A 25,134-nucleotide genomic window follows, 5' to 3' on the forward strand; every position below is an offset into this window, starting at 1 on the left:
TAAGTTGTTGTAGTATTTTTGTTGGGTTAGTTTAACAGCGCTAAAACCGCTTAAAAAGCTTTATTTATCGTGAAAAAGCGACTGTTCTGATGGCTGAAGAGTTTTTGCTCAATCCGGCTGGATATGAGTCACTTCCAGCACCTGATTGTGCTCGCCGTCGACCATCCAGCGAATGTTGAAGTCATACAGATTCATACCATAACTTTGCGTATCTGCCTTCTTTTTCTTATACGCCGGGCGTGGGTCCTGCTTGAGCACGTTGGTTATGAAGGCTTTAAGCTCCGGGTAATCGCTTTGGGTATTAATAAAGGCTTCGGCTTGTTCGCTGAAACTGACGGTCATTGCCGTTTCAGGACGGGTATCGGCAAATCCGGCTGCCGCGTCGGTCAGCGCGTCAGAGTAGGGCAGATAAGGTTTTATATCAACAATGGGCGTGCCGTCCAGTAAGTCAATACCAGACAGCAAAAGTGCAAGTTGTCCGTTTTTGTATTCAACGCCTTCGAGTTTCACCGCACTCATACCAATGCCATTGGGACGAAAGGTGGCGCGAGTTGCAAATACGCCTTTACGCTCGTTGCCGCCCAGCCGTGGTGGTCGTACTAACGCAGAATAGCCTTTGTCAGCGGTTTCATGAAAACGGAATAGCAGCCAAAGGTGACTGAATTCTTCTATTCCTCGTACGAATTCTTCGCGGTTAAATGCGTCGCAAAATACCAGTTTGGCCTTTGCCTCTGGCACCAGGCGAGGTTGTCTGGGAATAGCAAACTTTTGTTTATATGGTGAGTGGATCACACCGATTGGCTGTATATCGAATTGCACGCTTTATTCCGGCTAGTAAATTTGCGCGTATTGTAACGATGTAATGCGCATCGAACAAATGCAACAGCAGATCGCTGTAATCGAGTGTAATTCCATAGACTTAGGTTTGTAGCTAGGATCGGGTTATTACATTATGTATTGGTTTGTTAAATGTTTAGTTTAGAAAGTACCCAGGTAGGTGGGCAACACACAGATTTAATCTCAAATATGATGGAGCCGACTTACAGCCGCCTGGTCAGCAATATTTGTCGCAAAGTGTTTTCGGAGCAATCGCCGGTGACGCCCCTGGTGGTTGAGCAGTTGCGTAAGCGGCGGGCATTCTTACAGCCTTTATTCGCTGGTGTGGGCGACGGCAGTGTGCGCGCTACCCAGTTCAATACAGCATTACAATGTGAAATAGAGTTAGTCGTCAATAAGGTGATGTCACAATGCGAGATGCCGCGTCATGAGTTGGTTAAGCACACCAATAAAACGGTATTTGAACTCGCCAGACAGGTCATCTAGCTATTATCAACGATATCCGGTACCACGTTGTTGAGGCGCTTCATCAGTTTGTCGAGGTTCCTCTGAACCTGTTCACTGCATTTTTCTAACTCAAAGCGTACTCCAAGTAAACAATCCTGCTCAGGTCCATCATTTGCTTCTATGCGCACTATGGTGCCATAGAGCGGGGATATGCTCAGTGCCTTAGTCCCGTCAAAATTGTCAAAGCTGAGGTTAAATTCAGTGAGTTTGTATAGCTTCAGAGCATCAACATAATTGGTATAGACCTGCATACCGGTATGACTGATGTTATGTACTTTGGCTTCAAGTAGGGCATCAGAGGCGATGATCCGCATTGCATGTGAGGGCAGAGCCGAGTGTCTGACTGAATCTCGTTTACTGGCACTGTTCCAAGATTTATTGACTGCAGCTTCCAGTTTGTCTGCTCTGAAAGGTTTAACGACAAAATGACTCACTCCATTTTGTATTGCGGTAATAACAAAATCACGCTCGCCATTAGAGGTCATCATGATAAAAGGAATGTCTTTAAACTGGGTGCTGTTACGAACCTCATAAAGCAGCTCTTCGCCGTTTATTTCAGGCATCTGCCAGTCAGAGATAATAATGTCGACAGGCTTTGATTTTAGGATCTGGAGTGCCTGCTTACCATCGGCGGCCATCATCACCTGTTCAGAACCCAGACGTGTCTTAATGATGTTACGTACAACGTTGCGTACAGTGGTACAATCATCGACCACCAAAAATCGGACATTTCTCACTACTGCTTGCTCTATATTTGACCATTATTTAAGCCGGCGGCAATCATACCACAGCTCTTACCAGTAGGTAAGGGTTGGATTCGATAATTTTAAACCGTTCCAAATTGAGTGACTTACTCACAAGAAAATACCGATGAAAGCAGGTTATGTGAATAATTGTTTTGAAATGCCGCACAAAGTAACAGTTGCTCACAAGGTCCTCACTGAGTTTTGCATTATTTCAGCGCATTATGAAGCCGTGAAGTTCAGGGGCAGTCGGCCAGGCATCTTGTATTGGCCTCCAAAGTCCTCTGATTATTTTACCTCAGCGCTAAAGCAAACTTATAGAGACAAAGGAACTCATTATGATCGGGATAACAAAACACAACATGGTACGAGCACTTGGGCTGTGTCTGGCAATGACAAGTGTATGCAGTCTTGCTGAAGAGCAGGCAAACGACGATTGGGACGTAAAAATAGGCGCGGGTGTGCTTGTTGCAGATCTGCCCTGGCAGGGCGGTGAGAATGAGTTTGCACTCATTCCTATGGCAGACATTAAAAAAGGCAATTGGTTTTCTAATGAAGACAGCACCATTGGTTATCAATTTTTGAATATTAACGACGTCTTCAGCGCTTATGCGGGTCTGGGCTACCGTAACGAAGGGTATGACAGTCTGTTTGGAGACAATAGCTCTAACAGCAAAGTGTTTGAAGGCTATGATGCGCCCGATGGCGAGCTGGTACTGAATTACGGGGCAAAGTTTTTATGGTTTGGTTTATCCGGCCACACTGACTTGTCTGATGAATCAGATGCCACCAACTTTGCGCTGAGTGCAGAAGTTCCTTTGTATGAAAGCAGCCACGGGTTTGGTATTTCAGCACAGGCACAGGTACGTTGGCTCGATTCGGACTATGTGAACACCGTTTACGGAATAAGCGGTAAGAATATCAACGCATCAGTCGGCCGCACAGCCTATCAGACTGACGACAATGCGATAAACGTTACCTTTGGACTCGATGCGTATTATCAAATCACGCCTGAGGTAACATTAATTGGCAGTGTGAGCAGAACGGAGTTGGATGATGTTATCAGCAAAAGTCCGCTCGTTGGCGATGATACGATGGACATAGCCTTCATCGGTGCTATGTATCAGTTTTAGTATGTAAGTGGCTTGTGTAAGCGCTGGATCAGTCACCCTGATCCAGCGTATTTTGTAACAAAGATTCTGTTTGAATCGCAATTTCTTTCATCTGAATGGCATATTGCTCCAGCGCTTTTTGTTCTTTCGTTTTTGCCTCAAACTTGGCAACGGGAATAGGGTACCCAGCCTGATCCATAGCGATAAAGCTGATTATGCAGTGATTGGTTTCTACCATGTGTTGCTTTTGTGGATCGCCACATCGTACCTGAATGAATATCTGCATACTGGTTTTGCCGGTGTGTGCAATCCGCGCTGAAACTTCTACGATCTGGCCAACCAAAATAGGGCGATGAAAACGTACACCCGCGACGGATACAGTAACACAGTAGGCACCACTCCAGCCTGCTGCACAGGCATAGCCCGCTTGATCTATCCACTTCATCACCACACCGCCATGTACTTTGCCACCAAAGTTTACATCTGTTGGCTCTGCTAAAAAGCGAAACACGACTTCCGATTGCTGCGCCATGGGGCACCTCATTATCTCAACGTTTGCTTAAGTATAGAAAAAAAGGGGCATTTTGCCCCGGCAATTTAGGATAAAGGGTGTGAGCGGCAGGTAGCTGGCACCTGCCGGGTCGGATTACATATTTGGGTAGTTGGGGCCGCCGGCACCTTCCGGGGTCATCCAGGTGATGTTCTGACTCGGATCTTTGATGTCACAGGTTTTACAGTGGACACAGTTTTGTGCATTGATCACAAACTGTTTATCGCCATTTTGAGTCTCGCTGACTTCGTAGACACCAGCCGGGCAGTAACGTTGAGCGGGCTCTGCATACTGCTCAAGATTAACTTGGATCGGAATGGTCACATCTTTGAGCTGCAGATGACAAGGCTGCTCTTCCTCGTGGTTAGTATTGGATAAAAACACCGATGAAAGCTTGTCAAAACTTAACTTTCCGTCCGGCTTCGGATAGCTAATTTCCTGCGAATCTTTTGCCAGTCGAAGAGACGCGTGGTCCAGCGTGGTATCTTTGAGTGTAAATGGCAATGAACCTGAAAACAGGTTTTGGTCAACCATGTTGTAAGCACCACCTAAGATACGGCCAAACTTGTGCATGGCCGGGCCAAAGTTACGTGACTGATAAAGTTCGTCATATAGCCAGCTGCTTTTAAAATTGTCAGCAAATTCGTTTAACTCAGCACGATGAGCATCTTCTCCCAGCGCCGTCACAATGGTATCTGCGGCAATGATGCCCGATTTCATCGCCGTATGGTTGCCTTTGATTTTAGCGAAGTTCAGCGTACCGGCATCACACCCTATTAGCAGACCCCCCGGAAAGTGCATTTTAGGTAACGCATGAAGGCCGCCTTTTGCAATAGCGCGGGCGCCGTATGCAACGCGCTCGCCACCTTCCAGCGTGTCTTTGAATACTTGCTGATGTTTCATGCGCTGAAACTCGTCAAACGGGCTCAGATACGGGTTTTTGTAGTTTAGATCAATGATCAATCCGATCACGACTTGGTTATTTTCGGCATGATACATGAACGAACCACCATGGGTTTCGCTATCGAGCGGCCAGCCCGTACCATGGACAACTTTACCTTCCTGATGTTTTGCCGGGTCAATTTGCCAGATCTCTTTAAAGCCAATACCGTAGTGCTGAGGGGTGGCGTCTTTATCCAGTGCAAACTGACTGATAAGCTGTTTGCCCAGGTGGCCACGACAGCCCTCTGCAAAGACAGTGTATTTGGCTCTCAGTTCCATACCTGGCATATAACTGTCTTTTGGCTCGCCATCTTTGCCAACACCCATATCACCGGTGATGATGCCTTTCACTTTATCATCTTCAACTATCAGCGAGTGAGCGCTGAATCCGGGGAATACTTCCACGCCCAGTTGTTCAGCCTGTTCAGCCAGCCAGCGGCAGACATTACCCATAGAGACAATATAATTGCCGTCGTTTTTAAACGTTTTGGGGACCGCAAAGTGCGGGATGCTGGTGGCTTTGTCCTGATCTTTAAACAGGTAGATTTCGTCCTCGGTCACTTTTGTTGTGACAGGGGCATTTTTTTCGGCCCAATCCGGGATTAATTCGTCCAGCGCTTTAGTTTCAAAGACAGCACCAGACAATATATGTGCTCCGACCTCAGAGCCTTTTTCAACGACACAGATCATCAGTTCTTGTTGTTTTTCCTGTGCCTGTTGCGCAAGTCGGATCGCACACGACAGGCCCGCAGGGCCCGCGCCTACAATCACAACATCAAATTCCATGGTTTCGCGTTCGACCATTTTTACCTCACATAGATTGACGGTAGTTTAACTAAAACGAGGCTTTAGTTTTGTTAAGGTTAAGCTAAGGTTATTTTAGGTTGACGTTTACGTCAACAGGAAGTAGTCTGGTTTCATCAAATTGTTTTGTTGACGTGTACGTCAGCCAATAGAATAACCAGATGATGGAGTAACCATGAAAGTACTTGTGCCAATCAAACGCGTGATTGACTACAATGTCAAGGCAAGAGTCAAGGCCGACAACAGTGATGTTGATCTGACCAATGTGAAAATGGCAATGAACCCGTTCTGTGAGATCGCAGTAGAAGAAGCCATTCGCTTAAAAGAAGCAGGTAAAGCGAACGAAGTGATCGCTGTTTCAATCGGTGATAAAGCGTGTCAGGAGCAGCTACGCACCGCACTGGCCTTGGGTGCTGATAAAGCAATTCATATTGAAACCGATGCAAAACTTGAATCCCTACATATAGCCAAACTTCTGGCAAAGTTGGTAGAGCAAGAAAGCCCTGAACTGGTTATTTTGGGTAAACAGTCTATCGATTCTGACAACAATCAAACTGGTCAGATGTTAGCTGCATTAACTAAACGTCCTCAGGGTACCTTTGCATCTAACGTTGAAATTGCAGATGGTAAAGCCGTTGTGACTCGAGAAGTAGATGGTGGTCTGCAGACCGTGGCCTTGAACCTGCCTGCGGTTGTAACCACAGATCTTCGTTTGAATGAGCCTCGTTATGCCTCATTGCCAAATATCATGAAAGCAAAACGTAAACCGCTTGATGTTATCGCAGCAGACACGCTGGGCGTTGACCTTGCGCCACGTATTGAACTTGTGCGTGTGGAAGAGCCAGCTAAACGTGAAGCGGGCATCATTGTTGAGAGCGTAGAAGAACTGGTCAATAAACTAAAAACTGAAGCTAAGGTGATCTCATGAGCGTACTAGTCATTGCTGAACACGAAAATGGTGTATTAAAGCCTGAAACGGCAAAAGTCGTTCATGCAGCTAGTCAGCTTGGCGCTGAAATTGATGTTCTGGTTGCGGGTAATAATGTGGGTCCTGTTGCAGAGGCTGCTGCACAAATCGCCGGTGTAAAGGCGGTAAAGCTGGCTGACGACAGTGTGCTAGAACATCAACTAGCAGAAAGTACCGCTGATCTGGTGATTACGCTGGCTGAAGGTTATAGTCATATTCTGGCTGCGGCTTCAACCACGGGTAAAAACATCATGCCGCGCGTTGCTGCTTTACTGGACAAATCACAACTTTCTGAGATTGTCGGGGTTGTTGATGCCGACACCTTTATGCGTCCAATCTATGCAGGTAATGCTATTGCGACAGTTAAGTCACTGGAAGCGCAGAAAATCATTACTGTTCGTGCCAGCGCATTTGATGCGGCTGGTGAGCAGGCACCTGTTGCTGTTGAGACACTGGCTACCTCGGTTGAAAATACCCAAAGTAGTTTTGTTGGTGTTGAACAAACAGAATCAGAGCGCCCTGAGCTGACGGCGGCACCTGTTGTTATCTCAGGTGGTCGAGGTATGCAAAATGGTGAAAACTTCTCATTGCTTAACGGCATTGCTGACAAATTAGGCGCTGCTATTGGTGCATCTCGTGCGGCGGTTGACGCCGGGTTCGTACCTAACGATATGCAGGTAGGTCAGACAGGTAAAATTGTTGCACCAGACTTGTACATTGCTGTTGGTATCAGCGGTGCAATTCAGCACCTTGCAGGCATGAAAGATTCTAAAGTCATTGTTGCCATCAACAAAGATGCCGAAGCGCCAATTTTTCAGGTGGCTGATTACGGCCTGGTCGCAGACCTGTTCGACGTCTTACCTCAGCTTGAACAAGCTTTGTAAAAACAAATTCTGGTTGTTAAAGCCGTGAGTACCTTCGTACCGCGGCTTTTTTCATATTTATTGCTCATCAAACCTGATTGGCCATTCTTATCACGCAATGGCAGCAAAATAAATTTATAAGTTACTAGCTCTCACTTTATTTTCTAAACCCTGCGGTATTTATGAAACTGCAATGATGGGGTGTTGTGCACTGCTTACCCTCAGTCAGTTACTCTAAGCAAAAGTGGCAGGGATCATGTAGTTAGCGAATCATGGTTGCAGCATAGCGAATAACTAAGCAATGTTCTTACCGGGTTAAAATAGCTCATGGAAGTGTTTAGGTGCGCGGAAGAATTCAGCTTTTTTCATAAATGCCAGCAGGTTAAAGCCTGAGGAGGGGACATTTTAGCTCAAATTGGCTTTAAATGGCCCTTTTTGCCGTTAAATAGAGGCTGTACCCACAGGAATTGCAATAATTCGGTCATTGAGCCCGGTTAAGGTCTTCGCGGATTTTATAAACGACTCTTCCTGTGCGAGAAAAAATATGAAAAATAATCTACCTTCCGTGATTTCTAAGGCCTGTGCGGGCGTTGCTTTAGCACTTGGCGTGATGAGTGCACCAGCACTTGCTAATACGTTGCAAGGTGAACTGACGGATCAGCAAAACAAAGCCCGCTTTGAAGGGGCTAAAGTTATTATTAAGGAGCTGGGGCGTGAAGTCAGCTCCGAGCGTAATGGTGAGTTTAGGTTCATCAATCTCCCAGCCGGTACCTACACGCTTGAAGTACGCTATATCGGCGCGCAATCTGTCACAAAGCAAGTGGTGATCAAAGACAATGAAGTGACTAAAACCCGGGTGCAGCTTAGCGCCTACCAGGGAGAAATGGATAACATAATCGTTAAAGGACAACGCGCAGGGCAAGCAGGTGCCTTGAACCGGCAGAAAAATGCGGATGGTATCAAGTCTATCGTCAGTGCAGATAGCATCGGACAGTTACCAGATCAGAATGCGGCCGAGGCATTGCAGCGTCTGCCGGGTTTGTTTATCGACCGGGATCAGGGTGAAGGCCGTTTTGTTGGGATCCGGGGCATTGATCCAAATCTCAACAATGTGACTATCAATGGCGCAGCTGTACCTTCTCCGGAAGGTGGTGTGCGCAGCGTTGCAATGGACGTGCTGCCAAGTGAAATTATTCAGAGTCTGGAGGTGAGCAAAACAGTCACCCCAGATATGGATGCCAATGCGATTGGTGGCAGTATCGAAGTGAAAAGTCTGAGTGCATTTGACCGTGAAGGGGAAAGCTACAGTTTCAATGTTCAGGGCGCTTACAATGAACAGGTTGAAAAAAGCAGCCCCAAACTGTCCGTTAGCTACAGCGATATTTATGACATTGGCAGCCAGACTCAGCTGGGCGTAGCGACGGCGGTATCCTGGTTTGAACGCAAGTTTGGCTCACATAATATGGAAACTGATGGCGGCTGGATGGAGTTGGAAATGGAAGATGCCAATTCCGGCGAAGAAGTGGCTTTTTTTGGTGCAGAGGAAATTGAACAGCGTCACTATACCATCACCCGAGAGCGCCTGGGAGCTGCCCTGAATTTGGATCTGCATCAGGGATTGTTCAATAAGTACTATCTGAGAACCATGTACAGCGAATTCTCAGACGACGAGTTCCGTCTGCGCAATGAATACAAGTTCGATAAAGGCAATTATTTAAGCGGGCAATCAGGCGATACGATGGCGTACTTTAGCGGTGCTGAAATGGACCGGGACAGCAAAGATCGCTACGAGGAACAAAGCATTTTGTCTGTGGTCGCGGGTGGTGAGCATCTGATCAAAGACTGGTTTGTAGAATACAGTCTGGTTTACTCAAAATCAGACGAGCAAGAGCCTGATCGACTGGATATAGCGTTTGCCGGAGAAGATTTGACTCTGGGCTATGCCAGCCTGGGAGACACCCCGGTTTTGTCTCGTAGTGAGGCCGCACATCAATTAAGCCGTTTTGAACTCGACGAAATTGTTCACGAAAATAATCTGAGCGAAGATGAAGCAACCAGCTTTAAATTAGATCTGACTAAAGATCTGGTTATCGCTGGACATAATGCAGAGCTTAAGTTTGGCGCTAAGTATCGCGACCGTGAAAAGCTGAACTCAGTCAACGCTGTGGTATACGACGGCGGGTTTGATGATGTGACGGCAGAACAGTTTAAAACGGGTGCACCAGAATATGACCTGGGCGACTTTGGTCCGGGTTTATCCGAATCCGGATTGCAGGCCTACTTTGCGCAAAACCAGGCATCCTTCGAGCGAAACGATCAGGAAACCGATATCGAGTCAAAGGGTCGTAGCTATCGCTCTGAAGAAACCGTCAGTGCGCTGTATGCCATGGTCAATATTGATTTTGGTAAACTAAACCTGATCACGGGTGTACGTTACGAGGATACTGACTACACCACGCGGGGTTATCAGGTTTCACTGGAAAAAGATAAATTAGCAGACACAGAGCAAGTCAATATCACCCCTTGGGAAGTTGAGAAATCCTACGATCATTTGCTACCCAATCTGACTCTGCGTTACGAGCTGGGCGATGATCTGATTTCACGCTTTGCTTATACCCAAACCATTGCACGTCCGGGATTTGAAGAGGCTGCAGCCTACCAGTTACTCGAAAGTGAAACAGATGAAGACGACGGACAGGTGGTGACAGAGCGAGAAGGTGAAGTTGGCAATCCAAACTTGGACCCGTATGAGTCTCAGAACCTGGATTTGTCCATTGAATACTACACAGGCAGTATTGGCGTTATGTCTGCTGGATTATTCCACAAGCAAATCGATAACTTTATCACTGAGCAGGAAGTGCAGGATCAGGCACAGTGGGCGGGCTATAAAAAGGTCATGCAATTCGTGAATGGTGGCGAGGCAGACTTAACAGGTATTGAGCTGGCTTACAGCAAAAACTTCAAAAATGGTCTGATGCTGTCAGCTAATACCACCTTAATTGACGCAGATGACAAATTGACTCGTCAGTCGGATACAGTGGCAAACCTGATGGTTGGATACGAAGATGACACCTTAAGTGCGCGCCTGAGTGGTAACTATAAAAGCAAAGCCTATCTGAGCACCGAGAGTGATGCACGTGTGTATCAGGATGACCACATGCAGCTAGATTTGAGCGTTAAATACTACTTCAATGAGCAAATGCAGATGTACTTTAACGCCGTCAATCTGACGGATGAACCACTCTACATTTATCACGGTGAGCAAAAATATAACTTTCAGTATGAGCAATATGGTCGCTCATTCGAACTGGGCTTTACCTACACCTCATTCTAATCCTTGTTGGAGCGTGCCGGGCTGATCCGGCACATTTAAAATTATGACTTTTAAATATATTGCACTTTCCTGCCTGAGCGCTTCTGTATTGATATCTAGTCCTGCGATGTCGGCCAATGTTTCTTTCCTGGCGTTTGGTGACGGAGGGTATCACCCGGACTACCCTAAAGAAAAACACATTCAGAAGCCCAAAAATAAAACGCAATTTATTGCGGCTGAAAAAGCAGATTGGCTCGAAGAGCATCGTCCGCTGAATGAGTTTAATCATGCCCCCATATATATTTACCCCGACACGGACATAGCCACCGAGCAGACCGGTGCGATAGCAACTGGTAAGGCGATGGCAACCTTATGCCAGATAAAACGGTGCGATTTTGCCATTCAACTGGGCGACAATATTTACCCGGATGGCGCCGGCGCAAATGATGGTAAAGACGATCAGCAACGTATGAACGATCTGATCTTAAAACCGTTGCAGCCGCTATTTGCGCAGCAACCGGAGTTAGTTGTGTACTCTGCTCTGGGCAACCACGACTGGAAAACGTCACGTAAAGGGGTGAAGTTGCAAACTGAATGGATGGCAAGTCAGCCAAATTTTACCATGTCTGAGCGAGGTTACTACAGCTTTACCATAGGAGAGCCGGGTAATGATGTTGAACTGTTTGTACTCGATACCAATATGCTGCTTTCGGGCCAACACTACTATGAGATCCCGTTACGCCCGGACGGCAGCGAACAGGGGTTAGCCAGTGCTCTGGCTGCCGGGCAGGCAGAGGTTGAAGACATTGAGCGTCATGAAGAGCCGGTTAATGGTGAAGATCACCGGCAATTAGCCTGGCTGGCCGATGGCCTTAAAAATTCCAAAGCAAAGTGGAAACTGGTGTACGGACATCACATATTATGGTCGATAGGTGGTACTAAATATGATGAAGGCCATGTGTTGAGACGGCTGATTTTGCCCGAGTTATGTCAATATGCAGATGCCTACATTGCGGGTCACGAACATGATCTGGAGTTATTAACGGATGATTGTAGCCGCGTAATGCCGGGCAATTCTAAACCTAAACTGCCCCTGATAATCAGCGGTGCAGCTGCAAAAATGCGTGGTACCCATACACCGTTTGCGCAGCAACAGGAAAGGCGCTATCCCGAATACGATCTGGTGTGGTCTAAAAGCTTTATTTGGGGATTTACACACATTGAACTGGATAATGGTCAGGATAAGTTGAATGTGTCTTTTTATACTACTCCCCATGATCAAAGCGGTAAGCTCGAGGCCGAGCAGACATTCAGTTTCGCAAAACGCAGTGACTGATGACAACTGGGGTGGCTCTGACACTTTACACGCGTGTTACCCCAGAAAAATTAATTTGATGTAGTTCAAAAAAATCATGGTATTCGGTAATTTGCACTATAGTTAAACTCACACAATACGATACCTATATCGCTTGCTGTCATTAGTCGTGCAGAGCGTCGTTATGGTCGAATATGAGTTGAGTTGCCAATGAATACCAATGATCCCTCGATGGAAGAAACCCTGTTTTTTGGTCAGTTGTTAGAGAATTCTTCTCCAATTGAATTACTCAAACAAATACTGATGCGCTCACAGCACGCCATTGTCGTCACAGATGCGGATCGTAACCACGGATATCGGATTGTTTATGCAAATCGGGTGTTTTGCCGTCATACAGGCTATGAGCTCGCAGAACTGATAGGTCAGTCAACGGCCATTTTACAGGGACCAAAAAGTAATCGCAGAGTCCTGGCCAGATTGAGTCCGGCACTGGAGGAAAACGGATATTTCTATGGGTCTTCAGTTAATTATCGAAAAGACGGCTCAATGTATCCAGTGGAGTGGAATATCTCGGCAATCACCAATGAGGCAGGAGAGGTCACTCATTATATTTCGTTGCAAAAAGACCTGACGAACATGCGTCGTCTGGTCAGGCAAATACGTGAATCAACCGATGTCTTTAAACAGTTTTATCAGGATTCAGCGCGTCAGGGTAATCGCTTTGGCGATGCTTCTGACTCTGTGCTTCGGGCCTTAAAAAGAAGTGCTAAGTTGTTAAACGGCAGATTGCATCTGAAAGACAATGTTGAGCTATTTCAGGAAGCTTTTCCGTATCAGGAACCTGATGAAAACAGTTTCGATGAGCTGTTTTTTGACCTGGACGAACCATCAGAAGGAGGCGCAGATCAGCGATTGAACAAGCAAGCGCTGACTGCTGAAGATTTTTGGGCGGACAGCCCAATTGAAGAAGATGATGTTGAATCTATCGTCGGAGCGCTTAATGAGCTGGAATCAGAAACAGGCTTGATAGAGCTTAACGGTTACTCTGAGGCCCGGTTTAAAAATGTCGCGCGGCTATACAAAGAGCTCGCAAACACATTGTATTTTTGTATTGAATTTAATGACGGTGCATTAATGATTGATGAGGTTGCAGAGCGTTTGGACAGCCAGGCAACGGATCCGTCTTTTCCTATTGAATTTTTGCTGATGTTTAACAAAGATATCAGTAGTTGGTTGAATGACGTGTTTGTTGAGCGTAAAACCGATAATGTGTTTGCCGGGGAGAGCAATGCCATTATGGCTGGCGAGCAGTTGTTGTCCCTTATCGGCGGTCAATAATTGCTCTACTAGGTATAAAACACTACCCAACTACTGATATTTACCATCCGACGTGCCGCACTGTGATTTTGAATACAGCGGTATAATATTTATTCACTTGCCAATGTGGAAAGTCGCTGCTAGTATTTAGTTTCCATATTGGAAAGTAAAGGAATGACAATGAATAAAGACAATAAGGTAGGGGTGGGATCTGCTGAAGCCCTGTTGGCGATGTCGGCCGAAGGTAAGAGGTTTGCCCTGTTGAAATTCAGACCACCTGTTTGGCTCAACGGGTTAATAAGTGTGTTAGCTGCACTTGCAACTGCGGCGAGTGCCCAGGCAAGTCACAGTAGTATGTGGACTTTCGTAACTTTCGTGTCTGTAGGTACATTAATTGTACTGGTAATGAGTTGGTCTTTTTATCTAAAAGGTGTGGGTATAAAAGCAAAAAGCATGGCTTCCAAGTCTCAAGCCGGAGTCCGCAATATTGCGCTGGCTTTTACGAGTGCACTTATCGTGTTACTGGGCCACTATTTTACTGAACAGGGGGACTGGCACTTTGCATACGCCGCTGGGATTATGATTGGCTTGCTGAGTTTTGTTGTGCTGTATAAGCTTCCCACAGGGGAGTGGATATCGCAGGATAAAGCCAATGACTGAAGCGTGTTTTGATCCGCTGATCCATGCACATAACCGTTTGCAGATCTGCGCATTACTCGAAAGCGTAGCCGAAATGGAGTTTTCTTTAGTAAAGGCACAGCTGGAGGTCAGCGATTCGGTTTTATCTAAGCACGTAAAAGCTCTAGAGCAGGCTGGCTATCTCACAGTCAATAAACGGACCAGCTTTGCTCGTCAGCGCACCTGGCTCTCTTTGAGTGTACAAGGAGAAGCCGCTTATCGAGGGCATGTTGCTGCATTACGAGAGATTGTTGGCCTCTGAGGTTGTTCGAAACAAAGTAAGCCCGCAGCTATTAGAAAGTCGGGGCGTTTTTGTACTTAACTAAAGGGTAAACTGCATGGTGGTTGATCCTGAAAAGCCGAGCAACCAGTTCAGATATGGAAAGTAGTCTGTTTCAACGACAACAAAACCTTTCGCTTCATACAGTTTTTTTGCTCTGGGGTTGCTGTTGATCACATCCAGGCGGATTGATGAATAGTGATGTGACTGGGCATAACTGATAATGCTGTCCAGTAACTGAGTGCCAATGCCTCTGCCGCGATGTGACTCTGTAATTGCTATACCGTCCATCACTAACTCTCGCAATTTTGGCTGGCGCTCATATAAACTAAAAATAACGCAAGCACGTATTCCACCGAGTATGCCAAGGTGTTTGAATAACCCTATAAAATCGATGCCTGATGTGAGTGCACCATTTTGGTCACTAAAGCCTGCGACTCCGACTGGTTGATCATTATCGAAAGCTATGAAGGAATACTCGGGCATAAAGCAATCTGCGAGTATGGCGAGCCGCTTTGCCTTGTCGGGGATTGCACGAGCAAACTTAGCACCAAACGCATCGTCGTAAATTTGCGCAATGGTTTGACTGTGTATGATATCCCAACCGTGTTCAATGTTAATCTGCATTAGGTGAGCATTCATAATTTTTCACAATGTGCTGAACAAGCTGCCAAGTTTATGTTTGAAGGATACTTAAGTATGCTTTTTATCTCAATAGCTTCGAGAGCACAAGTCCATCCAAATTGCACATATCTCCATAAGCCTGAAGTGCTTTGATAGCACCCCTTAGTTCGCATCGGTTAAACTGGATATTGAATTGCTCGAACCAGGCTAGCCCGTTCTCGCCTCCTTTAAAGTTCCAATAAGATCTTCAAGCACAGTGGCCATTGATTCACTGAGTTGTGACACCTAATGACATTCCTGGTTTTTTGTATTCGTTATTGTGTTCAAATAAGGTGGGAAAGTGAAAAGGATAACGAAAGAAATACTGAGAGAGCGTTTGCACCCCCTCAGCGCTTGTCATTGAAAATTACAATTTTTCAAGGATGACTTCTGCTTTACTGACCTCAAAGGTTTTCGGTGCTTCAACCAGAAGCTCTGTCACTACACCATTGTCGATTATCATGGCATAGCGTTGTGAGCGGATCCCGCCAAACCCTTCCGTGTCCATTTCCAGCCCTAGCGCTTTAGTAAAGCTAGCATCGCCGTCACCGAGCATCATTATTTCGCTCGCATTATGCGCTTCTCCCCAGGCTTTCATTACAAATGCATCATTTACAGACACACATGCAATGATATCGACACCTTTGGCTTTGATTTTGTCGGCCAGAGCGACGTAACCAGGTAAATGGGCCGCTGAGCAGGTTGGTGTAAATGCGCCAGGTAGTGCAAACAAGACCACTTTTTTATCTGCAAACAGAGCGTCGCTGTGATGCGTGACCATGCCATCTACAGTCAATTCACTTAATGTCGTCTTAGGTAAGGCTTGCCCTTGTTCAATCATGATTTTCCTCATCGGATATTACTAAGATTACGCTTATTTTAGACTTAAAATTGCAGGTTAAACACAGATAAAATGCAGGGTTAATACATGTTTTTGCAATTATTTTGGTTTGACAGTGATAACCTGATAGACCCAGGTTATCACTGACTTTGGGGCGTTATTTGGTAGAGCCATGTATAGAGTTAAAAATATGGCTAACGCCAGCGTTTTTGGTAGGGCCTGAATACGCATGGCAATCAAAGCAGTTTGTCGCAGGTGTCAAGTTGTGTGGACCCGTATAGACCACTTCATTGAACTTGCGTCCTTGTTGTGCGTTGGTTTCCATGGTGGTGTTGGCTAGCTGAATGGAGCCGCGCTGATTGTTGCGGTTGCTTGAGGGCTGAGTGACATCGTTCAACCAGAGCCCACCCACCAGTTCATACTTTGCGAGTACACGTAGTGAATTGTAGGTAGGCATGCGCTTAAACACTTTATTTAGTTGCTCATTAAGGGAGATAATATTAGCTCTGTTATGCTCGGCCTGGTTGTCGCCCTTAGCTGTACCTTGCGTGTAAACCTGACAGACCTCTGTGGGCGTGCCCGTTAACGGGGAGTCACCTTTTTTGTCGGGATCTAGGGTTTTGTTGAATTCACAGTTTGCATCCGGGGTGGGCAACGAGGCGGTACATTGCTCGCTGGCAAAGCTCCAGCCGGAGATGGGCTGGTTGGCCTTTTGACAATCCGGCGCATTGTATTTGTGCTCAAAGGTAGCCCAGATAAATTCGGGGTGATCTGGGGTGCTAATTACCAAGTGGAAGCCAACCATGCCATATAATTCATCGGCATCCAGCTCTCCATTGTTATTGGTATCTGATCTTACCCAGACATAATTAGGTCTGTCTTTCTCAGTGATTTTGCGCCAGGAGGTTTTAATCTCGGTTGTACCGGCTGGTAGTGTCGGTGAGCCCTTAGCGACATCACACATACCACTGTCAAACCGGGTTTCGTACAATACGATGTTGCCATTCTGGTCGTACAATACAGCATTGTTTAACGCCTGATTCATTTCATGAGGCGCTTTAAAGTCTTCACCTGTAGTATGGGGGTCTTTCCCACCCCTGACAAATAACTTAGATTGCAACGTATTGGGGGCACAAGAATCCTGGCCTCCACCAAGAAATATTCGATAGCGCTCCTCGTTCAAAAAGGTACGTTCATTGCCATCTGGCGCATTCACCAAAGAAATAAACCATTGCCAGGAGAATTGGTAAAACTGACACAAGTTCTGCCCGCCACCTGGAATTTCACTGGGAGGATTATTGGGGTTTGTTACCCAGTTAATATTGGCCGGGCAAAACAGGGGATCCTGACCGGAAGCCGTATTTTCAGAGCCTGTAGGCTCGGTGGAGCAAGCCAGCAATGTTGTGATTGCAGCTGTTATTAGGGAAAGCTTAAGGGGGTGCATAACAATTCCTTTCAATATCAAGACGGTCCTTACTACTGTAGAGCAATCACAAGAAGTTACCATTACTGAGTATTACACAGATCAGATCACTTTGAGTTGAGTATGGGTTATCCGGATGATGTACCTGGTAAGTTCATCCAACCCTTGTTTGATGTGAAAGGGGACGAGAATTGTGATTTCGTGTAAACAAGCAAAGGGCTGTGTCGCAGCCCTTTGCTGTAGCGATAATTATGCTGATTCAGCGTTGTTACAAATTTCTGGCAGTTTTTCCAGAATGCGTGTGATCATATGTTGAGCAGCGTGTTCTGCTGATCCCACAAATTCGCTGTCTCCATTTGCCCAGTTAGAGTCTGAGTTAAACCCTCTGACATGATATTGGCCAGCAGGTTTACCGTTAATAGAGTAGCCCACTGTAGATACCGCCATACCATTAATATTTAACTGTTCGTTATAGGTGTATAGCATGTTCAATTTTGGTGTGACTTCAACAACGATATCTTTAGTTGTTTCTGGGAGCAGGGGGGCCACAACATTCTGATGCACAGTATTAAACCATTGCTGAACCCCTGTTGCGTTCACTTTCCAGCTGATTGCATCCTTGTTTTGGCGGATGTCTGAAACGGGATTTACAACATAGGTGCATTTGGAATCGGCAAGTTTAGCTGCGATTTGTTGATGCGTTTTACTTACCTTTTTTGGGAGTTTGCTCACTTTCATCTCTACGTCGACAACAGCCAGAGCATTCGTTGAAAGTAGTGCAAGAGGAAGTAAAAGAGTCGTTAGTTTTTTCATTGTTTACGCCTTACATTCTTTCGGTAATTCTTTAACAAGTAAGTTGTCGGCCAAATTAACCAGTGAACCATTTTTGTCTCTGATTTGAACCCGCTTTCCCTCTCGCTCTGTAATCTTGCCTGAGCTTTTCATCTCACCTAATGCGTTATATCGGATATATTTGGTACCGGTAATGCATGACTCTTCCTGAGCCACTTTAATATCATGTTCTAGCATTTCTCTAATCTCAGACAATGCTGTACTGACTGTTGTTCTGTATAAATCTGCGTTGTTATCATTCCATAGACGGATTGAATCCATACCACCATTGCCTACATTATCTGAAATATAGGTAAATGAATTTCGGTACGCAGGCTTTGAAACAGAGACCTTGCCTTGCTTAGCCACATAGAGTGTCGCGTTTGTTTCAAACAAAACGACTTTGAAATTATCAAAAAACTGATAGTGGGTGAAAAGGTAAAGCGCAGCCTCACCTTCTTTCAGGGCAGATATTTGTGCTTTGACTTTATCATCATTAAGATATTTTGTTTCTGCGCTGTCTTTGGTGTCTTGCGCGTTAAACTCAGAGATAAGCACCGGATTAAACTCTTCAACGATCAACTTGCGGAAGTTCAAATCAAGCGTATTGTTCAACAAAGGGGCTGCTACGCCAAATGCACCGATCGCTCGGTCTTCATTTATGGATGAATCAATGGCAGAGGTGACTAATGCGCCAACCAGGCCACCTGCAACACCGCCACTGACACTATTAGATAAATTGACTGCGGGTCTGACTTCATCTTGTAGTACCAAATTGTAAGTATTGGTTTGCTTTGCGGCATCCCGTGTTTCTTGTGTCATAGGGATGTTCTTCATTCCCGAACACCCTTGTAAAATCAAGCCTATAGAGCTTATAAGTAGCAGCTTTTTCATATGTTAGTAGGTTTTGGTTGTTTGAAAGCTGTGCATTATATCGGTACCCTTTAGCAGGGTAAAGTATCAATTGACGCCTAGGTTTTCACGGCGGGTTGCCAAGTAACAATGCATGAGTATTGGTTATTGACGTTCCGCAAAGTATGTCGTTACAGTTCCATCACTCTGCTGTAAAGATATTCTTATGTGAAAAACACATTAAGTGCGGCTTAATCCGACTGGTATTGTAGTAGCACTCAATCTTACCTCGACAACTAAATCACATATGAGGAGATAGCCCGATGAACAGGTACTGGCAGAGCGCTAGAAACGCGGCTTTCATCGTGCCTTGTATGGCATTTGTCCTGTCTTATATTACTGAGTTGAGTTTACTTTTCTGTGCTATATGTCTTTGCTTGTTCATAATTCTAAGCCAAATAGTTCATTTACCTGAAGAGCTACCCGGTGGGCCGGACAACCCGGATGGTAATGAATTACATCCTAAATGGGTGGTCCTGGTGGCCGCTCTTTCGTCACTCTTTTTAGTTTCACTGGGCTGGATTTATCCCGGTTTGTGGCATTACGTTGCGTTTATCAGCTAGCGTCTGGACCAGATGAGTACTCATGTTTAGCTTCTGTCCGTATTGATAATGGAAGGCTAACAGCGCTAGTCGGACTTCACTTTCCCACCCAGAAGTTTATAGTGCTGGTACACTGTCATGTCGGCATCGCTGTACACAAGGAGCAAGCGCTATGAATAAAGAGTATACAATTCGTACTATGACCCGTGATGAGGTGAATTTAGCAATCGACTGGGCGGCACAAGAAGGCTGGAACCCGGGACTTGAAGATGCACATTGTTACTATCAGGCCGATCCTCAGGGGTTTCTCATTGGGCTACTGAATGATGAGCCGGTCGCTGTGATTTCTGCCATAAAATATGGCTGTTCGTTTGGTTTTATCGGGTTTTATATTGTTAAACCTGAATATCGGGGCCAGGGGCTTGGGTTAAAAATCTGGCAGGCGGCCATAGCCAGACTGGAAGGATGTAATATTGGTCTGGATGGTGTGGTTGAGCAGCAAGAAAATTACAAAAAATCTGGCTTTGCGTTGGCGTATGCCAATCGTCGCTACCAGGGCATGAGCCATATGCTGGCGGATCAAGGATCAGAGAACCTCGTAGATCTTAGTTCCTTGTCTATCGAAGCCATAGAGCAGTTTATAATGCCATTTTTTCCTGTGCAAAGAGCTGAATTTTGGCGTGCATGGTTAGCGCAGAAAAACGCATCATCGGTTGGGGTGTTGATAGATGGCACACTTCATGGAGTAGGGGTGATCAGGCAATGCCGGGAAGGCTACAAAATAGGCCCATTATTTACCAATGAACACGCGCAGGCTCACACTATGATTGGGGCTTTGTGTTCTAGGGTTGCACAGGGGGAGCCTGTTTTCCTGGATGTACCAGCGTGCAATGCAGAGGCTGTTGACCTAGCTGAAAAGCTCAATATGATACCGGTTTTTGATACTGCGCGTATGTATACACAAACGTTCCCTGATATTCAAATTGAAAGAACATTTGGCGTGACGTCTTTTGAGATAGGGTAAGTGCATCATAAATGGCGCACTGAATGGGCGCCATTTATGTGAACGGTCAAAAACGAGATTATTTTTTTGGCTTAATCAAAGAGATGGATGTCGCTTCAATTTGGATTTTTTCCTGCTTGAACAGACCACCGATGGCTTTTTTAAAGTTGGCTTTGCTGGTGGAGAAAGTTTTCTTAATCAGCTCAGGGTCTGATTTGTCACCAAGTGGTAGAAACCCATTGTTATCTTCCAACTTTTTAAGGATCTGTTCGCCCAGATCTGAGATTTTATCCATGCCCGGTTTTTCGAGTAAGATATCAATCTTATCATCTTCCTGAACTTGTTTTACATAACCCGTCATGCGTTGACCGATATACATGCGTTTAAATACGGTATTGAAAAATACCATGCCAAAGTGTTGTTCGTTGACAATGACTTTGTAGCCGAGATCAGTTTTAGCGGCGACAATTAAGTCAACCTGCTCAAATTTCTTATACTGCGCAGGCGTCTTATTTAAAAATTTCCCAAGATTACTTGAGGCACACAGACGTTTACTGGCGTTATCCAGGTAGAGCTTTACCAGATAGCTGTATCCTTCGCGCATTTTTGGTTTTTGCTCGTTGTATGGTGCTAATACATCTTTACTGATCCCAAGATCTAAGAAGGCACCCACTTTATTAATCTGCTTGGCGCGCAGCAGGGCGAACTCGCCCAGTTGCGCAAGCGGCTTTTGCGTGGTGGCGCAAGGGTTGCCCTGGTTGTCACTGAACACAAATACTTCAACGTTGTCACCCGCTTCGAGGTGGTCTGGTAGTTCTTTAAGCGGCAAAAAAACATCGCCTTGTTCTTTGCCATCCAGGTATGCGCCTTCGGCACAGATCTCTTCGATCATTAAAAACTGTGTGGTACCTAGCATGTTTATTCCTCGGTTGGCTTCTTAGGCTTTCTTCTTAGTGGTGCGTGTCCATCGACATCAAACGGTGCCGGGATCGCCTTTTTCGGTTGTTGTGGTTTGCGCTTAAGGACGCGCTTTGCCTTAGCTTTGGTGTCAGCTGGCTTACGCTTGATATTCTGTTTAGGCTTAGTTACCTTGGGCTTAAAGCCTTTAAACTTGGCTTCTAACCCTTCGATAGACTGAAACTGGACTGTTTCTTTAAGATAAGCAGCAATGGCTTCGTAACTTTTCCAATCTTTAGGGCCTACTAAGGAAATCGCGTCTCCCTTGAAACCAGCACGCCCGGTACGACCAATTCGGTGAACGTATTCTTCTGCCTGCTTGGGTAAATCAAAATTGATTACGTGAGATACATTTAACAGATCGAGGCCTCGCGATGCCACGTCTGTGGTAACCAGCACTTTAAACAAGCCTCGGCTAAATGCATCCATAATATCCAGACGCTTGCTCTGTGCCAGGTCGCCGGCCAGCGCAACGGCCTTTATTCCCAGTTCATTGAGCATGTCGCTGAAGCGATTAGTATCTTGTCGAGTCGCAGTAAAGATAATGCACTGTTTTACGTCGCTTTGTTGTACAAAATGTTTAAGCAGTGCTTCTTTATGATCCAGGTGGTCAGCAAAGTACATTGCCTGGCGAATATCGTCATGCTTTTCGTTACTGCCACTGAGCAGGATCCGTTTTGGCGATTTTAGTAGATCTCTTGATGTGATCTCGACCTGAGCATGCTCAAGCGTTGCAGAGAATAATAACGTCTGACGTAAGCGGTGATCAGCTGCGTTGTTAATTGTAGACAGTTGCTTTTCAAAGCCTAAATCAAGCATCCGATCGGCTTCATCAAAGATTAACAATTCAAGGCCATGAAGCTGTAAACTGCGTTGCTCGATATGGTCGGTAATACGACCCGGCGTACCAATAACAAAGTGTGGGTCTTTACGAAGTGCTTTTACCTGGTCGTTAAAGTTCTCACCACCGAGAACTTTAGTACAAGACATGGCGGTACCCGCAATTAACAAACGGCATTGGTTGAATACCTGTGTGGCGAGCTCTCGGGTTGGTGCAACGATAAGCACTCTTGGATCTCGTTTACTGAGCGCCTTTTGTTTCATCACGCGTTGTACGGCAGGTAGTAAAAATGCCAGAGTTTTTCCGGAGCCCGTTTTTGACTGAGCAAAGGTGTCATGTCCGGCAAGGGCTGTAGGGATGGCCTGAGCCTGGATCTCGGTCGGGGTTGTGATCCCCTGGTGTTCTAATTGTTTTTCAAAGCGCAGGTCAAGACCCAGTTCGGAAAATCTCAAGGTACTTTTCTCCAGTAATTATTTTCTAAAACGCAGCATTATAACAAACTAACTTCCACTACCACCATAACTTTGCAGCGCTTTGTGTGAGTTCTTTGACCACCGGGGGCAAACGGTTTTGCAATTATCCTTAAAATCCGTAAAATATCGCGCCTGGCGCCGGATTTGCGATTCGGTTAAGTGCTTACACGTCGTGCTTAAGTGTAGGCTGTTATAAAGCTTATTAAAGAGAAAGTTATGAATAACCATTTTGTTGTATGTGCTTTGTACAAGTTTGTGTCTTTGCCAAATTATCAGGCGATCCGTCAGCCCTTGCTGGATGTTATGGAAGCCAATGAAGTGCGTGGCACTTTATTACTGGCAGAAGAGGGGATCAACGGTACCGTTGCCGCAAAGCGCGAAGGCATTGATGCTTTACTAGCGTGGCTGAATGAGCAACCGGGTCTGGATAATATTGTTTTCAAAGAATCATACGACGAAACCTGCCCATTTTATCGCACTAAGGTCAAGCTGAAAAAAGAAATCGTGACAATGGGTGTTCAGGGCATCGATCCTAAAGAAGTGGTTGGAACCTATGTTAAGCCACAGGATTGGAACGCATTGATTTCTGACCCTGACGTGGTTTTGGTTGATACGCGTAATGATTATGAGATTGAAATCGGTACGTTCAAAAATGCCATCGACCCGAATACAAAAACGTTTCGCGAATTCCCAGAGTGGGCCGAGAAGAACCTGGATCCCGCAAAACATAAAAAAGTAGCCATGTTCTGTACAGGTGGCATACGCTGTGAAAAGTCCACTGCCTATATGAAGGAGCAGGGATTTGATGAAGTTTACCACCTCGAAGGCGGTATTCTTAAATATCTGGAAGATGTGCCTAAAGAAGAAACGATGTGGGAGGGCGAGTGCTTTGTATTTGATAACCGCGTTGCCGTTGACCACGATTTGAACAAAGGCTCATATGATCAGTGCCACGCATGTCGTATGCCGATCACTGCAGAAGAAATGCAGCGTCCGGAATATATGGAAGGTGTATCCTGTCATCACTGTCATGATAATGTGACCGAAGAGCAAAAAGCCCGTTTTGCAGAGCGTCAAAGACAAATGGAGCTGGCAAAGCAACGTGGTGAAGGCCATATCGGCCATGAGGCACAGGAAACTTTACGTGCCCGTAAAGAGCAAAAACAAGCGAAGAAAGACGCGCAGCGCGCTAAATCAGCTTAAAATTATTTATTAAGATCATAAAAGCCAGCACATTGCTGGCTTTTTTAGTTTATAAATCAAGTGAATTTGGTTTGTGTATGGCTATGAAAACTGCCAAATCTTGTCAATTATTCAATGAGGTCACTACAGTCAGTGTGGGCTTCGCGACAATAACAAGATTCGTAAGCACACGTGACGCTATCAGCGCGACAGTTTAAAGAGTCGTTGCCTATCTAAAATGTCATTGCAGAATTAAGTGATTAAGATGACTTTAAGTTGCTTTATTTTCATTTCTAAACTTTTTTGCTTACAGACTATCTACTTAAAGGTGGTATCTGAGCAAGGGGAAACGATTACGCCCATTTTTTAACTGATTAATTTTACCTCTTCAGCCAGTGCTTTTATCCAGACAGGCGCATGTTGCCGGTAAATCAAACACACCTGTTCAGTATCGTTCTTCAGGTTTGAATCCACTTCAAGCTGAGTGAGTTGCCAGGCCTCAATCATGTAATCAGGCAAAAAAGCAACGGCCAGCCCGCATTTCACAAGTTCGCACAGCGCGGCGTAATCGTTAACAATCCACTTTATTTCTCTTTTTAAATTGCTGTGTGGCCAGCCATCACAACTAAATCCACGTAATTCCCCACAGAATGGAGACGTATTTGGCACGGCGAATGGGTAGTTCGCAAGCTCAGCTGAGGTGACTGAATGTTTGCCGGCCAATGGATGGGTTTTACCAACCGCTAACTTCAAGGTCAGTTCTCCAATAGTGACCACTTCGAGATCCTCATTCAAACGGGATTGGATTAGCTGAGTTGTCAGTGCTATATCAACCAGGCCTCTTTTAACTTTTTCGAGCGCAGTGAGTTCGAAGTCGGTTTCATATTCTATTTGGATATCGCAAGCCTTGGCGCCGATACTGCCTACCCAGCGATATTGGAGGATAGCTGGCGCTGAGACACGGCAATTAAAAACAGGGGTTGTCGGAGTCAACATGGCTTTTGCGTTATCTTTAAGGTCTAAAATCTTAAGTGCCTCAGGTAACAGGCGTTTACCATTTTCATTAAGGAACAGCTGCTTTCCAACTCGGTCGAATAGCAATACACCTAGTGAAGACTCCAATTTTTTCAATGACTTGGATAATGCACCAGGTGTAGTGTGCAAGTTGGCTGCCGCACTCTGAAGCGTCTTTGCATTCGCAATCTCGACAAATCGAGTTAATTCTATTATTTCCATTT

23 protein-coding genes are annotated in these 25,134 nt (G+C 45.6%); 11 read left to right on the plus strand and 12 right to left on the minus strand.

The annotated features are described in order from the left end of the window. Positions 1-108: 108 nt before the first annotated feature. Positions 109-819 (minus strand): tRNA (N6-threonylcarbamoyladenosine(37)-N6)-methyltransferase TrmO, encoded by a 711-nt coding sequence (gene tsaA / locus IY568_RS07990; RefSeq protein WP_125559607.1) that lies wholly within the window; start codon positions 817-819, stop codon positions 109-111. Positions 820-969: 150 nt separating this feature from the next. Here tsaA and IY568_RS07995 point away from each other — a divergent pair, with 150 nt between their 5' ends. Further along, complete coding sequence (locus IY568_RS07995) at positions 970-1,323, plus strand: hypothetical protein (protein ID WP_138538215.1); 354 nt, start codon at positions 970-972, stop codon at positions 1,321-1,323. Here the strand turns inward: IY568_RS07995 and IY568_RS08000 are convergent. Next, the gene (locus tag IY568_RS08000; protein WP_194867250.1) at positions 1,320-2,081 is read right to left on the minus strand and encodes a response regulator; all 762 of its coding nucleotides are present in this window, start codon (positions 2,079-2,081) and stop codon (positions 1,320-1,322) included. The two genes, IY568_RS07995 and IY568_RS08000, sit on opposite strands and share 4 nt — an antisense overlap. A gap of 344 nt (positions 2,082-2,425) precedes the next feature. Between IY568_RS08000 and IY568_RS08005 the strand changes: the two genes are divergently transcribed. Further along, positions 2,426-3,220, plus strand: coding sequence for a MipA/OmpV family protein (locus tag IY568_RS08005; RefSeq protein ID WP_194867251.1), 795 nt, complete (start codon positions 2,426-2,428; stop codon positions 3,218-3,220). A 28-nt stretch (positions 3,221-3,248) separates the two neighbouring features. Here IY568_RS08005 and IY568_RS08010 read toward each other — a convergent pair whose 3' ends face one another. Then, positions 3,249-3,731: an acyl-CoA thioesterase gene (locus tag IY568_RS08010; RefSeq protein WP_010384630.1), complete on the minus strand. Its 483-nt coding sequence runs from the start codon at positions 3,729-3,731 to the stop codon at positions 3,249-3,251. Between the two features lie 114 nt (positions 3,732-3,845). Further along, positions 3,846-5,495 carry an electron transfer flavoprotein-ubiquinone oxidoreductase gene (locus IY568_RS08015; protein ID WP_194867252.1) on the minus strand — a complete coding sequence of 550 codons (1,650 nt, stop codon included), beginning with the start codon at positions 5,493-5,495 and terminating at the stop codon, positions 3,846-3,848. Positions 5,496-5,670: 175 nt separating this feature from the next. On the opposite strand from IY568_RS08015, the gene IY568_RS08020 reads away from it, so the two are divergent. The 7 genes from IY568_RS08020 (at position 5,671) to IY568_RS08050 (ending at position 14,210) form a co-directional block, all read left to right on the plus strand. Further along, positions 5,671-6,423, plus strand: a complete 753-nt coding sequence (locus IY568_RS08020) for an electron transfer flavoprotein subunit beta/FixA family protein (RefSeq protein WP_058795437.1) — start codon at positions 5,671-5,673, stop codon at positions 6,421-6,423. Next, positions 6,420-7,346 carry an electron transfer flavoprotein subunit alpha/FixB family protein gene (locus IY568_RS08025; protein WP_125559598.1) on the plus strand — a complete coding sequence of 309 codons (927 nt, stop codon included), beginning with the start codon at positions 6,420-6,422 and terminating at the stop codon, positions 7,344-7,346. The genes IY568_RS08020 and IY568_RS08025 overlap by 4 nt, the downstream gene beginning before the upstream one ends. 523 nt (positions 7,347-7,869) lie before the next feature. Further along, positions 7,870-10,659 (plus strand): TonB-dependent receptor, encoded by a 2,790-nt coding sequence (locus IY568_RS08030; protein ID WP_194867253.1) that lies wholly within the window; start codon positions 7,870-7,872, stop codon positions 10,657-10,659. Positions 10,660-10,702: 43 nt separating this feature from the next. Next, on the plus strand, positions 10,703-11,974 hold the full coding sequence (locus tag IY568_RS08035) for a metallophosphoesterase (protein ID WP_194867254.1): 1,272 nt from the start codon (positions 10,703-10,705) through the stop codon (positions 11,972-11,974). Positions 11,975-12,163: 189 nt separating this feature from the next. After that, positions 12,164-13,291 carry a PAS domain-containing protein gene (locus IY568_RS08040; protein WP_228553214.1) on the plus strand — a complete coding sequence of 376 codons (1,128 nt, stop codon included), beginning with the start codon at positions 12,164-12,166 and terminating at the stop codon, positions 13,289-13,291. A 159-nt stretch (positions 13,292-13,450) separates the two neighbouring features. After that, a complete protein-coding gene (locus IY568_RS08045; RefSeq protein ID WP_194867255.1) occupies positions 13,451-13,930 on the plus strand; it encodes a hypothetical protein in 480 nt (159 codons plus the stop codon). Continuing rightward, positions 13,923-14,210 carry a transcriptional regulator gene (locus IY568_RS08050; protein WP_125559589.1) on the plus strand — a complete coding sequence of 96 codons (288 nt, stop codon included), beginning with the start codon at positions 13,923-13,925 and terminating at the stop codon, positions 14,208-14,210. Before IY568_RS08045 ends, IY568_RS08050 begins: the two co-directional genes overlap by 8 nt. A gap of 60 nt (positions 14,211-14,270) precedes the next feature. Here IY568_RS08050 and IY568_RS08055 read toward each other — a convergent pair whose 3' ends face one another. From IY568_RS08055 to IY568_RS08075, 5 genes are all read right to left on the minus strand, one after another. Further along, positions 14,271-14,870 carry a GNAT family N-acetyltransferase gene (locus tag IY568_RS08055; RefSeq protein WP_228553216.1) on the minus strand — a complete coding sequence of 200 codons (600 nt, stop codon included), beginning with the start codon at positions 14,868-14,870 and terminating at the stop codon, positions 14,271-14,273. A 388-nt stretch (positions 14,871-15,258) separates the two neighbouring features. Then, a complete protein-coding gene (locus IY568_RS08060) occupies positions 15,259-15,732 on the minus strand; it encodes a peroxiredoxin (RefSeq protein WP_125559587.1) in 474 nt (157 codons plus the stop codon). A 157-nt stretch (positions 15,733-15,889) separates the two neighbouring features. After that, positions 15,890-17,176 (minus strand): hypothetical protein, encoded by a 1,287-nt coding sequence (locus IY568_RS08065; RefSeq protein ID WP_194867256.1) that lies wholly within the window; start codon positions 17,174-17,176, stop codon positions 15,890-15,892. A 228-nt stretch (positions 17,177-17,404) separates the two neighbouring features. Next, on the minus strand, positions 17,405-17,968 hold the full coding sequence (locus IY568_RS08070) for a hypothetical protein (RefSeq protein WP_164517511.1): 564 nt from the start codon (positions 17,966-17,968) through the stop codon (positions 17,405-17,407). A gap of 3 nt (positions 17,969-17,971) precedes the next feature. Beyond that, on the minus strand, positions 17,972-18,823 hold the full coding sequence (locus IY568_RS08075) for a hypothetical protein (protein ID WP_125559583.1): 852 nt from the start codon (positions 18,821-18,823) through the stop codon (positions 17,972-17,974). Positions 18,824-19,612: 789 nt separating this feature from the next. On the opposite strand from IY568_RS08075, the gene IY568_RS08080 reads away from it, so the two are divergent. Continuing rightward, on the plus strand, positions 19,613-20,464 hold the full coding sequence (locus IY568_RS08080; RefSeq protein WP_194867257.1) for a GNAT family N-acetyltransferase: 852 nt from the start codon (positions 19,613-19,615) through the stop codon (positions 20,462-20,464). Between the two features lie 58 nt (positions 20,465-20,522). Here IY568_RS08080 and IY568_RS08085 read toward each other — a convergent pair whose 3' ends face one another. Continuing rightward, positions 20,523-21,359: a S1 RNA-binding domain-containing protein gene (locus tag IY568_RS08085; protein WP_194867258.1), complete on the minus strand. Its 837-nt coding sequence runs from the start codon at positions 21,357-21,359 to the stop codon at positions 20,523-20,525. A 2-nt stretch (positions 21,360-21,361) separates the two neighbouring features. Further along, on the minus strand, positions 21,362-22,693 hold the full coding sequence (locus tag IY568_RS08090; RefSeq protein ID WP_194867259.1) for a DEAD/DEAH box helicase: 1,332 nt from the start codon (positions 22,691-22,693) through the stop codon (positions 21,362-21,364). Between the two features lie 237 nt (positions 22,694-22,930). On the opposite strand from IY568_RS08090, the gene IY568_RS08095 reads away from it, so the two are divergent. Beyond that, positions 22,931-23,917, plus strand: coding sequence for a rhodanese-related sulfurtransferase (locus IY568_RS08095; protein ID WP_138538228.1), 987 nt, complete (start codon positions 22,931-22,933; stop codon positions 23,915-23,917). A gap of 345 nt (positions 23,918-24,262) precedes the next feature. Here IY568_RS08095 and IY568_RS08100 read toward each other — a convergent pair whose 3' ends face one another. Continuing rightward, positions 24,263-25,132, minus strand: coding sequence for a LysR family transcriptional regulator (locus tag IY568_RS08100; protein WP_194867260.1), 870 nt, complete (start codon positions 25,130-25,132; stop codon positions 24,263-24,265). Positions 25,133-25,134: the final 2 nt, after the last annotated feature.

This window comes from Pseudoalteromonas sp. PPB1 (assembly GCF_015356275.1).
GTDB lineage: Bacteria > Pseudomonadota > Gammaproteobacteria > Enterobacterales > Alteromonadaceae > Pseudoalteromonas > Pseudoalteromonas rubra_D.